11 protein-coding genes and 1 pseudogene are annotated in these 11,679 nt (G+C 71.9%); 7 read left to right on the top strand and 5 right to left on the bottom strand.

The window, feature by feature from the left end; translation table 11 throughout:
- Positions 1-143: 143 nt before the first annotated feature.
- Complete coding sequence (locus tag ACR5MH_RS10360; RefSeq protein WP_431347134.1) at positions 144-1,727, top strand: ABC transporter permease; 1,584 nt, start codon at positions 144-146, stop codon at positions 1,725-1,727.
- A 28-nt stretch (positions 1,728-1,755) separates the two neighbouring features.
- Positions 1,756-2,427 (top strand): ABC transporter ATP-binding protein, encoded by a 672-nt coding sequence (locus ACR5MH_RS10365; protein WP_431347135.1) that lies wholly within the window; start codon positions 1,756-1,758, stop codon positions 2,425-2,427.
- Between the two features lie 97 nt (positions 2,428-2,524).
- Here the strand turns inward: ACR5MH_RS10365 and ACR5MH_RS10370 are convergent, their stop codons facing one another.
- From ACR5MH_RS10370 to ACR5MH_RS10390, 5 genes are read right to left on the bottom strand one after another with little or no spacing between them, the layout of a single operon-like run.
- Positions 2,525-3,112, bottom strand: coding sequence for a pentapeptide repeat-containing protein (locus ACR5MH_RS10370; RefSeq protein WP_431347136.1), 588 nt, complete (start codon positions 3,110-3,112; stop codon positions 2,525-2,527).
- A gap of 29 nt (positions 3,113-3,141) precedes the next feature.
- The gene (locus ACR5MH_RS10375; protein WP_431347137.1) at positions 3,142-4,170 is read right to left on the bottom strand and encodes a sugar phosphate isomerase/epimerase family protein; all 1,029 of its coding nucleotides are present in this window, start codon (positions 4,168-4,170) and stop codon (positions 3,142-3,144) included.
- Between the two features lie 46 nt (positions 4,171-4,216).
- Complete coding sequence (locus ACR5MH_RS10380; protein ID WP_433862571.1) at positions 4,217-5,299, bottom strand: Gfo/Idh/MocA family protein; 1,083 nt, start codon at positions 5,297-5,299, stop codon at positions 4,217-4,219.
- Between the two features lie 42 nt (positions 5,300-5,341).
- Positions 5,342-6,457, bottom strand: coding sequence for a Gfo/Idh/MocA family protein (locus tag ACR5MH_RS10385; RefSeq protein WP_431347138.1), 1,116 nt, complete (start codon positions 6,455-6,457; stop codon positions 5,342-5,344).
- A complete protein-coding gene (locus ACR5MH_RS10390) occupies positions 6,454-7,200 on the bottom strand; it encodes a sugar phosphate isomerase/epimerase family protein (protein ID WP_433862572.1) in 747 nt (248 codons plus the stop codon). Before ACR5MH_RS10390 ends, ACR5MH_RS10385 begins: the two co-directional genes overlap by 4 nt.
- Positions 7,201-7,350: 150 nt before the next feature.
- On the opposite strand from ACR5MH_RS10390, the gene ACR5MH_RS10395 reads away from it, so the two are divergent.
- The 5 genes and pseudogenes from ACR5MH_RS10395 (at position 7,351) to ACR5MH_RS10415 (ending at position 11,650) form a co-directional block, all read left to right on the top strand.
- Positions 7,351-8,532: an ROK family protein gene (locus ACR5MH_RS10395; RefSeq protein ID WP_433862573.1), complete on the top strand. Its 1,182-nt coding sequence runs from the start codon at positions 7,351-7,353 to the stop codon at positions 8,530-8,532.
- Between the two features lie 107 nt (positions 8,533-8,639).
- The gene (locus tag ACR5MH_RS10400) at positions 8,640-9,782 is read left to right on the top strand and encodes a Gfo/Idh/MocA family protein (protein WP_431347139.1); all 1,143 of its coding nucleotides are present in this window, start codon (positions 8,640-8,642) and stop codon (positions 9,780-9,782) included.
- 2 nt (positions 9,783-9,784) lie between these two features.
- Positions 9,785-10,516, top strand: coding sequence for a ThuA domain-containing protein (locus ACR5MH_RS10405; RefSeq protein WP_433862574.1), 732 nt, complete (start codon positions 9,785-9,787; stop codon positions 10,514-10,516).
- A gap of 103 nt (positions 10,517-10,619) precedes the next feature.
- Positions 10,620-11,009: pseudogene (locus ACR5MH_RS10410) on the top strand (Gfo/Idh/MocA family protein); the annotation flags it as partial.
- A 20-nt stretch (positions 11,010-11,029) separates the two neighbouring features.
- A complete protein-coding gene (locus tag ACR5MH_RS10415) occupies positions 11,030-11,650 on the top strand; it encodes a Gfo/Idh/MocA family protein (protein WP_433862575.1) in 621 nt (206 codons plus the stop codon).
- Positions 11,651-11,679: the final 29 nt, after the last annotated feature.

An 11,679-nucleotide genomic window follows, 5' to 3' on the forward strand; every position in this document is an offset into this window, starting at 1 on the left:
GACATCGGGCCGGCTCCGCGGCGGTGGATGCGAGGTCCCTCAGCGGCACTCGGCAGATCCATAGCTTTGCCATAGTGCTCGGCAATCGGCCGAACCTAGCGTCCCGTTGAATCCCTCTTTCCGACCCAGAGATATGGAAGCCAATGTTCGGGACATATCTGCGGCGCGAGCTCCTCAATCGCCGCAAGCAGACGGTCATCATCGCGATCGGCATGGCCCTCGCGATCGCGCTCGTCATCATCGTCAACGCGGTCTCCGCCGGCGTCAAGGACGCGCAGGCGAGCGTTCTCCAATCCGTCTACGGCGTCGGCACCGACATCACGATCACCCAGCCGGCCACCGCGCAGAACGCGACCGCCCAGCAGGGCGCCGGCGGCGGGCCCCGCTTCGACTTCGGCGCCGACTCCGGGTCGGACACGGGCGCCGGACGGCAGATCAACACGTCGCGCCTGCAGCCCACCCGCGGCGCGACGGTGATGGACGCGTCCACGCTGACCACGGCCAAGAAGGTCCAGAACGTTCAGAACGCCGCCGCAGTGCTGTCGCTGACCAACACCAGCTTCAGCGGCACCCTCCCGAACTTCCAGCAGTTGCGCCAGCAGCGCGAGGCCGGCGGATCGAGCGGGTCCTCCACGCCCCCGCCCACCGGCGGATCCGACGGCGCGGGCGGCAGCTCGTTCACCGTCGACTCGTTCTCGGTGATGGGCCTCGACCCGGCCGGTAAGTCGGTCGGGCCGCTCTCGTCCGTGACGCTGTCCAGCGGCCGCACCTTCACCGCCGCGGACAAGGCGGCCGACGTGGTCGTCCTCGACGCCGCGTACGCCAAGACCGCGACCAAGGCGGTCGGCGACACCGTCACCATCGGCGGCACCGACTTCAAGGTGATCGGCATCGTCTCGGCCACGGGCGCCGACTCGACCACCGCCGCGAACGCGTACATCCCGCTCGGCGTCGCGCAGACGCTCTCCGGTCAGGCCTCGAAAGTCTCCTCCGTCTACGTCACGGCGGCGTCGTCCAGCGACATCGACCAGATCAAGGCCGACCTGACCAAGGCCATCCCCGGCGCGACCGTCAGCACGCAGGCGGACCTGGCCTCCAGCGTCTCGGGCTCGCTCGGCAGCGCCGGCCAGCTCATCGCCAACCTCGGCACCTGGCTTTCGGTGATCGTGCTGGCGGCGGCGTTCCTCATCGCCATCCTGTTCACCATCTCCGGCGTCACCCGCCGCACCCGTGAGTTCGGCACCCTGAAGGCGATCGGCTGGTCCAACCGCCGCATCACCGGCCAGGTCGCCGGCGAGTCGATCGTGCAGGGACTCATCGGCGGCATCATCGGCGTCGCGGTGGGACTCATCGGCGTGTGGGTTGTCAACATCATCTCCCCGACTCTGACCGGCGGCGTCGGCTCCGGCTTCGCCAACGCTGCCGGTCGGGGCACCGGTGGGGTCGGCACGGGAGGAGCGGGCGCAGGCGGAACCGGTGGCGGCTTCGGCGGCGGGGCCGGAGGCGGCGGCTTCGGCGGCGGGGCCGGAGGCGGCGGCGCGTTCGCCGGCGTCCGCCGGGCCGCGTCCCAGACCACGGCCGACATCGCCCTGCACGCACCGATCACGGTGTGGATCATCGTCGGCGCGGTCGCGCTCGCCATCCTCGGCGGTCTCATCGCCGGTGCGATCGGCGGCTGGCGCGCCTCCCGCCTCCGTCCCGCCGCCGCTCTGCGCTCGGTCGCCTGAGCCGGTCTCCCGACCAGAAGGAGTCATCGTGTACACCCTCACGAACGTCACCAAGAAGTACCGCCAGTCCAAGCGCGAGGTGATCGCCCTCGACGACGTCACCCTGGAGATCCCGGACGGCCAGCTCGTCGCCATCCAGGGCCCCACCGGCGGCGGCAAGTCGACGCTGCTGCAGATGCTCGGCGCTCTCGACCGGCCCACCTCGGGCTCGGTCGAGCTCGGCCCGGCCAGCCTGTCCAAGCTGGGCGACCGCAAGCTCACCGGCATCCGCGCCAACGAGATCGGCTTCGTCTTCCAGGGCTTCAACCTGATCCCGACGCTGACGGCTCAGGAGAACGTGGAGACCGCGCTCGCGCCGCTCAAGGTCAGCACGGAGGAGCGCAAGCGCCGCGCCGCCGAGGCACTCGCCTCGGTGGGCCTGGCCGACCGCGGCACCCACCTGCCCTCCGAGCTCTCGGGAGGGCAGCAGCAGCGCGTCGCGATCGCCCGGGCGCTGGTGAAGAACCCGGACGTGCTGCTGGCCGACGAGCCGACCGGCAACCTGGACGAGGAGACCCGCGACGAGATCATGGACCTCCTCGAGGGGCTGTGGCGCGACCGCGGCCTCACCGTCATCGTGGTCACGCACGACACCGCCGTGGCCAAGCGCGCGCAGCGCCGCCTCCACATCAAGCACGGCCAGGTGAAAGAGGTCGCCTAGCTCGCCATCCCACAGAGGGGTCGCAACACGCCGTCACGCACGCGGGCTAGCGGCGTGTTGCGACCCCTCTGCGCGGCGCGGGCCGGAGGCCGGCGCCTTAGGCCGGGGTGGGGACGACGGTCATTCCGGCGGCCTCCGCCAGGAGGACGGCCTGGCGCTCGTCGATGGTGGCGCCGCGGAGGCCGACCTCGGCCGGGTCCACGCCCGTCAGGTCGCTGCCGACCAGGCTCGCGGCGGAGAAGTCCGCACCCGTGAGCAGCGCGGCCGACAGGTCGCAGCCCGAGAACACCGCCTCGGCGCAGCGTGCCCGACTGAGGTCGGCCTCCCGAAGCTTGACCCCGGTGAACCGGGCCCCGCGGAGCTCCGCCCGGCCGAGGTCCACGAACGACCAGTTGCCGCCCTCCACCTTCAGCAGCGCGAATTCGCAGCCGCTGAAGCTGCTGCCGGTGACCTTGCACCGGCTGAACGTCGAATCGAAGAAGTTGCACCCGACGAAGGTGCAGTTCACGAACGCGCTGTCGGTGTGCTCGCTCACGTTGAACCGCACCGTCCGAAACGTGCACGCGGTGAACGTCGCACCCGTCGTGCGCACCTCGGTCAGATCGACGTCGATGAACTCGACGCCGTCGAACTCGAGGCCGTCGAGGTCGCGGCCGTACCAGTCCTCGCCACGGATGATGTCCACGGGGGTGAGCCTAACGGGAGGCGACGACCTCAGTCCTGGTTGCTGAACGCTGCGTCGAACGACGCCGTCGGCAGCTTCCACAGCAGGGAGCGGATGAACCCGACCGCCTCGGCGGCGCCGTGCAGCCGGTCCATGCCGGCGTCCTCCCACTCGACGGAGATCGGGCCGGTGTAGCCGATCGACTCCAGAGCGCGGAAGGAGTCCTCCCACGGCACGTCGCCGTGCCCGGTGGAGACGAAGTCCCAGCCGCGGCGCGGGTCGCCCCAAGGCAGGTGCGAGCCGAGCACGCCGGCGCGGCCGCTCTTCGGGCGCAGGCGGGTGTCCTTGCAGTCGACGTGGTAGATGCGGTCCTTGAAGTCCACGATGAAGCCGACCGGGTCGATGTCCTGCCACATCATGTGCGACGGGTCCCAGTTGAAGCCGAAAGCCTCGCGGTGGTCGATCGCCTCCAGCGAGCGCACGCTGGTCCAGTAGTCGTACGCGATCTCCGACGGGTGAACCTCGTGCGCGAACCGCACGCCCTCGCCGTCGAAGACATCGAGGATCGGGTTCCAGCGGTCGGCGAAGTCCTGGTACCCGGCGTCGATGACGGACGCGGGCACCGGCGGGAACTGCGCCACGTACGGCCAGATGCTGGAGCCGGTGAAGCCGACGACAGTGTCGACGCCGAGCTTGCGGGCGACCTTGGCGGTCAGCTTCAGCTCCTCCGCGGCGCGCTGGCGCACGCCCTCCGGGTCGCCGTCGCCCCACACCTTCGAGCCGACGATCGCCTGGTGGCGGAAGTCGATCGGGTCGTCGCAGACGGCCTGGCCTTTGAGGTGGTTGGAGATCGCCCAGACCTTCAGGCCGTACTTGTCGAGGATGTCGAGGCGGCCCTGCAGGTAGGCGTCGTCCTCCGCGGCGCGCCAGACGTCGAGGTGCTCGCCCGAGCAGGCGATCTCCAGGCCGTCGTAGCCCCACTCGGAAGCATGCTTGGCGACCTCTTCGAGCGTGAGGTCGGCCCACTGGCCGGTGAACAGGGTGACCGGGTGCGTGCGCCCGGATTCGGTGTCTGTCATCGTGCGGTTCCCATCTCGATCCAGGTGCCCGACTCGGCCGAGTCGATCACGGCGTCGGTGATCCGGACGGCGCGCAGGCCGTCCTCGAAGCGCGGCAGGCCGTCGGGGGTCTCCCCGCGACCGCGGCGTAGCTATCGGCGACGAACGCGTTGAACGCGTCCTGGTAGCCCTGCGGGTGCCCGGAGGGCACGACGCAGAGGCGCGCGGCGTCCGCGCTGAGCTGGTCGGCGTCGCGCGGGATGAGGAGGCTGCCGGAGCGGCGGCCGACCCAGAGCGTCTCCGGCTGCTCCTGGTCGAAGGCGACGCTCTCTGCGCTGCCCGCGATCTCCAGCCACAGCCGGTTCTTGCGTCCCGGCGCAACCTGCGACACGAGCAGGGTGCCGATCGCCCCGGACTCCGTCTCGATCACGACGGCGGCGGCGTCCTCCGTCGTGATCCCCCCGTGCGTGGAGCGCTCGGCGAACACCGTGCGTTTCTTCGCCGACAGGCGCGCCACGCGGTCGCCGCTCACGAACTCCACCAGGTCGACCAGGTGCGAGCCGATGTCGGCGAAGGCGCGGGAGCGGCCGCCCTGCTCGGAGTCGACGCGCCAGTTGTCGTCGCCGGAGGCCAGCAGCCAGTCCTGGAGGTAGGAGGCGTTCACGGTGAGCACCTGCCCGGCCGCGCCGGACGCGAACCGCGCCCTGGCCTCCCGGACCAGCGGGTGGAACCGGTAGACGAACGGCACGGTGGCGGTGCGCCCGGCCGCGGCGGCGACGAGCGCCTCCGCGTCCGCGATCGTCGTCGCGAGCGGCTTCTCGCAGACGACGTCCTTGCCGGAGGCCAGCACGGCGGCGGCCTGCGAGGCGTGCAGCGCGTTCGGCGTGGTCACGTGGACGACATCGATCGTGTCGTCGGCGAGCACCTCGTCCAACGAGCCGTACGCCCGGCCGATCCCGAGCCGGTCGGCCGCAGCGGCCGAGCGCTCCGGCGACGACGAGACGATGCCCGCCAGTTCGGCGCGCGCGGCCCGGGCGGCACGCGAGTGCACCTCGGCCATGAAGCCGCCGCCGACGATCGCGACGCGGAGCCGCGCTCCGGCCGCGCTCTCGTCCCGCCGGCTCAGTCCACCCGTCTCGCTCCCGCTCACACTGCTCCCGTCCGTCGTCCGTCGATGTCCTGTGCGCGTGGCCTAGGCCAGGGTGGCCGCGCGCGGGTCCCAGTCCTCCGGCAGCGCGGGAGCGACCTCGACGGTGCTCTTCACGTCCACCGGCGCGCCGGACTCGCCGGCCTCGATGGTCGCGACCATCACGTCGAGGACGTGGAAGGCCTGCTCGCCCGAGGCGCGCTCCGGGACACCGGCGCGGATCGCCCGCGCCAGCTCGACGACGCCGATGCCGCGGCCGCTCGTGGTGCCGGTCGACGGCAGCGTCTCGATGCCATCGGCGCCGTGCACCAGGAGGTCGCCCTCGAAGGTGTTCGGGTCCGGGACCACGAGCGTCCCCTCCAGACCTGCCACCTCGAACTGGGTGCGGCCGAGCTTGGAGTCGAAGCTGAAGATCGACTGCGCGGTCTGGCCGCTCTCGAACTCGTAGAGCGCGCTGACGTGCGTGGGCACGGTGACCGCGAACGACTCGCCGGCGCGGGGGCCCGATCCGATGACGCGCGACTCCTTGGCCTTGGAGGCGATGGCGCTCACGCGCTTGACCGGGCCGAAGAGCTGCACCAGCGCGGTGAGGTAGTACGGGCCGATGTCGAACAGCGGGCCGGCGCCCTCCTGGAACAGGAAGTCCGGGTTCGGGTGCCACGACTCCGGGCCGGCGCTCTGCATGAGCGTCAGCGCGGTGAGCGGCGCCCCGATGCCGCCGTTCTCGACCATGCGGCGGGCCGACTGGATGCCGGCGCCGAGGAACGTGTCGGGCGCCGTGGCGACGCGGAGCCCCTTCTCGTGGGCGGCCTCCAGGAGCTGCACGCCGCTGGCGCGGTCGAGAGCGAAGGGCTTCTCGCTCCACACGTGCTTGCCCGCGGCGAGCGCCTGCAGCGCCACATCGACGTGCACCTTCGGGATGGTGAGGTTGACGACGATCTCGATCGCGTCGTCGGCCAGCAGTTCCTCCACGGTGCCGGAACCCGGGACGCCGTACTTCTCGGCCTGGGCCTTCGCACGGTCCAGGTCGATGTCGGCGACGAAGCGCACATCGAGGTCCGGGAACGCGGTGAGGTTCTCCAGGTACTGGTTGCTGATGACGCCGGCGCCGATGAGGCCGACGCCGACCTTCCCTGCGCCGACCGTCTTCGCGCCGGTCACGCGAAGGCCTCGGTGGTGAGGAAGGCGTAGCTGTCGGCGACGGCCTGGAAGCGGTCGCCGCGGGAGTCGTCGAGCTCGATGACGCGGAGCGCGTTCGGTGCGGCGGCGATGATCTCGGCGACGGGCACGGAGCCCTGGCCGACGGCCACCTGGTCCTTGGTCTCGGTGGTGCCGGGGCCGTCCTTGATGTGCAGGGCGACGACGCGGTCGCCGAGCTTGGTGAGCAGCTCGACCGGGTCCTTGCCGCCCACGATCACCCAGTAGGTGTCGACCTCGAGGACGACCTCGGGCGCGAGCTTGCCGGCGAAGTACTCCAGCGCGGTGACGCCCTCGATGGTGCTCTCGAGCTCGTGGGCGTGGTTGTGGTAGCCGACGCGGACACCGTGCTTCGCGGCGACCTGGGCGGCAGCGTTGAGGGCGGCGGCCGTGGCCTCCACGGCCTCGGCGGTCTGCCAGCGCTCGGCCGGCACGTGCGGGTCGATGACCGTCTGGATGCCGAGGTCGGCGGCGGCGGCGAACACGGTGTCGAGGTCGTCGCGGCCGATGAAGCCCTGGTGGGTGGTGGGCGCGGTCAGGCCGGTCTCGGCGAAGCCCTGGCGGAGTCCCTCCGCGAAGTCCAGGAAGCCGAAGGGCTCGACCTGCGTGAAGCCGATGTCCGCGATGCGGCGGAGGGTCCCGACCGTGTCTTCGGTCAGAAGCTCACGGACCGTATAGAGCTGCACGGAGAGTTTTGACGTCGACACTGTTCTCCTCGTCGAGTTCTGCTGGGGATGTCGGCGCGCGAAACGGCGCCGACATCCATTCAAGCGAGACTTCTGTCGATTGTCAATCAAAAGTCGCCGTTTCGTCGGCGGCCTTTGGATCGCCGACCAGCCCTGTGGTTCAATACGTGCATGACCGACAGTGTCCGGGAGTCCGGCATCGTCGCCGCTGACGCCTCGGACCTCCTGGCGATCCTGCGCGACGGCGTTCCGCGTACCCGCGCGCAGCTCGCCGAGCTGACCGGCCTCGCGCGCTCCACGATCGCGGTGCGCATCGACTCGCTCACTGCGTCGGGCCTGGTCGCGCCCGCCGGCGACGACGTCTCGACCGGAGGGCGCCCGCCCGCGCGCATCCGGTTCAACCCCGACTCGCGCGTGGTCCTGGCGGTCGACCTCGGCGCCACCCACGGCGTCGTCGCCCTGGCCGACCTCGCCGGGACGATCACGAGCAGCGAGTCCCGCCGGCTCAGCATCGGCGACGGTCCGGAGGCCGTGCTCGACTGGGTGCTGGACACCGCCGAGCGCCTGTATGCCGCGACCGGACGCCCGCTCGGCGACCTGGTCGGTGTGGGTGTCGGGGTGCCGGGACCGGTCGAGCACTCGACGGGCCTCCCGGTCAACCCGCCGATCATGCCCGGCTGGGACCGTTTCGACATCCCGGCCTATGTGCGCCGCGTCTTCGACGTGCCCGTGCTCGTCGACAACGATGTGAACCTGCTCGCCCTGGGTGAGCACGCCCTCGCCTGGCCCGACCAGTCCGAGCTGCTCTTCGTCAAGGTGGCGACCGGCATCGGCGCCGGCATCATCAGCGGAGGCCGGCTGCAGCGCGGAGCGCAGGGCTCCGCGGGCGACCTCGGCCACGTGCGCGTGCCGTTCACCAGCGAGACCCCGAGCCACGGCGCCCGCGACGCCGACCTGGAAGCCCTGGCGAGCGGCCCCGCGATCGCGCGGGCGCTCACCGCGGCGGGCATCCCCGCCGAGACCAGCGACGACGTCGTGGCGCTCGCCCGCACCGGCAACGCCGAGGTGCTGCAGGCCATCCGCCAGGCCGGCCGCGACCTCGGCGAGGTCCTCGCGACCTGCGTCAACCTCCTGAATCCCTCGCTCGTGGTCGTCGGGGGCAGCCTCGCCCGCGTCGGCGAGCAGCTCCTCGCCGGGGTGCGGGAGGTCGTCTACCAGCGCTCGACCCCGCTCGCGACCCAGCATCTCACCATCACCCAGTCCCGCTCCGGCGAGACCGGCGGCGCCATCGGGGCGGCCATCATGGTCATCCAGGCCACCCTCGGCGTCGCCTCCCGCCCCCTCCCCCGCTGAGCCGCCACCGTCCACCGTCCACCGCACGTCCCGGGAAGGTCGAATCGATTCGATCGACCGGGAGCGCCGCCAAGCCCCACCACCACAACCCGTTCGAAAGGACCGCAGTGACCACCGCATCCACCCCGCTCCGCGCCGGCGTCGTCGGCCTCGGCTGGGCCGGCCAGCAGCACATGGCCGCCTACTCCGACCTCCCGGGCGTCGAGCTCGTCGCCATCGCCGGCATGGAGGACGGCCCGCGCGCCGAGCTCGGCGAGAAGTACGGCGTGACCCGCCGCTACCGCGACTGGCGCGACCTCGTCGCCGACGGCGACCTCGACGTCGTGAGCGTCGCCGTGCCCACCTTCCTCCACGCCCCGATCGCCGTCGGCGCACTGGAGGCCGGCATCCACGTGCTCAGCGAGAAGCCGATCGCCCGCACCGCCGCCGAGGCGCAGACGATGGTCGACGCCGCGCACCGGTCCGGCCGCGTGCTGGAGGTCGCGTTCAACCACCGCCGCCGCGGCGACATCGAGGCGCTGAAGGCCGCGATCGACGCCGGCCAGATCGGCCGGCCCTACCACGCGCGGGCGATCTGGCTGCGCCGCGCCGGCATCCCGGCTCTCGGGAGTTGGTTCACCAACCGCGAGATGGCCGGCGGCGGCCCGCTGATCGACATCGGCGTGCACGTGCTCGACTACGCGCTGCACCTGTTCGGCGAGCCGCAGGTCACCGCCGTCTCCGCCGTCACCCACTCCGAGCTCGGCACGCGTGGCCGCGGCGGCGCGAAGAGCGACAAGCAGCACGTCGGCTCCGCCTACGAGGTGGAGGACCTCGCCAGCCTGCTGCTGCGCCTGGAGGGCGGCGGGTCCATCGTGCTCGAGACGAGCTGGGCCGCCTACCGTCCGGCCGGCGACGAGTTCGGTATCACGCTGTACGGCACCGAGGGCGGCGCCGACCTCCGGGTCGTCGACTACGCGCCGGCCGGCGAGCTGACCATCTTCACCGGCGAGGGCGAGGAGGTCGAGGACGTCGCGGTGAAGGCCGACGCCGGGCGCGGCCACCTCGCGGTGGTCGAGACGTTCCTCGAGCACGTCGCCGACGAGGCGAACTGGTCGCACTGGGACGGCTCGCTCGCCCTCGACCGCGCCCGCGTCATCGACGCGGCGTACGAGTCTGCCCGCATCGGCGCCGAGGTTCGACTGACCCCGGCGACGGCGGGGCTGGACGACACGACCACCGCCACCACCACCGAGACCCAGGAGGCATGACCATGACCGCACTGCGCGTCACCGTCTGGAACGAGGGCGTCCACGAGACCACCCAGCCCGAGATCGCGGCGATCTACCCCGACGGCATCCACGGAGCCATCGCCGCCGGCCTCGCCGAGCTGCTCGGCGAGGAGGTCGACGTCCGCACCGCGACGCTCGCCGACCCCGAGCACGGCCTGAGCGAGCAGCAGCTCGCCGAGACCGACGTCCTGCTGTGGTGGGGCCACATCGCGCACGACCAGGTCTCCGACGAGGTCGTGGAGCGGGTGCGGCAGCACGTGCTCGGCGGCATGGGCCTGATCGTGCTGCACTCCGGGCACTTCTCGAAGATCTTCATCCGCATGCTCGGGACCACCTGCTCGCTGCGCTGGCGCAACCCGGAGGGCGGCGAGCGCGAGCTGGTCTGGAACGTGAACCCCACGCATCCGATCGCCCAGGGCGTCGACCAGCCCATCGTGATCGAGGCGCAGGAGATGTACGGCGAGTTCTTCGACATCCCGACCCCGGACGACCTGGTGTTCATCAGCTCGTTCACCGGCGGGGAGGTGTTCCGCTCCGGCGTGACGTTCACCCGTGGCCGCGGCAAGATCTTCTACTTCTCGCCCGGCGACCAGGAGTACCCGGTGTACGTCCACCCGCAGGTGCGTCGCGTCCTCGCGAACGGCGTGCGCTGGGCCGCGCCCGTCGCCGGCGCCCGCCGTGCCCCGGAGGTCTCCAACCCCCAGCCGGTCTGACCCGCCCCACCCTCCCGCGCCCAGAGGGGTCGCAACACGCCGCTTCGCCCCGCGAACAACGGCGTGTTGCGACCCCTCTGACGTGGCAGGGCAGACTGTCCGTATGGTCAGCCTTCCTTCGCCCCGTTTTCCCGACCCTGCCGACGCTCCGGCGCTGCGCTGGGGTGTGATCGGTCCCGGCGGCATCGCCGCCGACTTCACCGACGCGCTGCACGCGCACACGGCGCAGCGGATGGTCGCCTGCGGCTCGCGTTCGGCCGACCGGGCCGCAGCGTTCGCCGCCGCCCACGGCGTCGAGCGCGCCTACGACTCGTACCAGGCGCTGGTCGCCGACCCGGACGTGGACGTCGTCTACGTCGCCACGCCGCACAGCGAGCACCTGGAGCACGCCCTCCTCGCCATCGCGGCGGGCAAGCACGTCCTCGTGGAGAAGCCGCTCGCCGCGACGGCGGACCAGGCCAGACGGATCGCCTCCGCGGCCCGGGAGGCCGGCGTCTTCGCGATGGAGGCGATGTGGACCCGCTATCTCCCGCAGACCGACATCGTCCGTCAGCTACTCGACGCCGGCGCCCTCGGCGACGTGCGCGTGGTCACCGCCGACTTCGGCGGCAACGCCCCTTCGACCCGGCCGGACGGCTGTGGGATCCTGCGCTGGCCGGCGGCGCCCTCCTCGACCTCGGCGTCTACGTGGTGTCGTGGGCGTCGTTCGCGCTCGGCGCTCCCGCCGGGATCATCGCGACCGGCACGCTCGCCCCGACCGGCGTGGACGAGCAGGTGGCCCTCATCCTCAGCTCCGCCCGCGGCGGCCAGGCGCTGCTCAGCACGGGCCTGCGCGCGGGCACCCCGTCGCTCGCGACCATCTCCGGCAGCGACGGCAGGATCGAGCTGGACAGCCCGTTCTGGGGTCCGAGCGGACTGCGCGTCGTCGGCCGCGACGGCAGTGTCGCCGCCGAGTGGCGGGACCCGTACGAGCGCCCCTACCGGCAGGGGATGTCGTACGAGGCGGCCGCCCTCGCCCGCTACGTCGCCGAGGGCCGCACCGAGTCGCCGCTGCACTCGCTGGACGAGGCGGTGTCGACGCTTGCGACGATCGACGAAGCACGCCGCCAGCTCGGCGCCGCGGGCGTGGGCTGACAGCGGGAGTCCCCGGACCGAGGCAGAAT

This window comes from Streptomyces sp. L7 (genome assembly GCF_050990935.1).
Taxonomy (GTDB): Bacteria; Actinomycetota; Actinomycetes; order Actinomycetales; family Microbacteriaceae; genus Leifsonia.

Coding starts and splice junctions, on each gene's coding strand:
- ACR5MH_RS10395 (WP_433862573.1), top strand. CDS start 7,351: ATGACCGACAGTGTCCGGGAGTCCGGCATCGTCGCCGCTGACGCCTCG.
- ACR5MH_RS10405 (WP_433862574.1), top strand. CDS start 9,785: ATGACCGCACTGCGCGTCACCGTCTGGAACGAGGGCGTCCACGAGACC.
- ACR5MH_RS10375 (WP_431347137.1), bottom strand. CDS start 4,170: ATGACAGACACCGAATCCGGGCGCACGCACCCGGTCACCCTGTTCACC.
- ACR5MH_RS10360 (WP_431347134.1), top strand. CDS start 144: ATGTTCGGGACATATCTGCGGCGCGAGCTCCTCAATCGCCGCAAGCAG.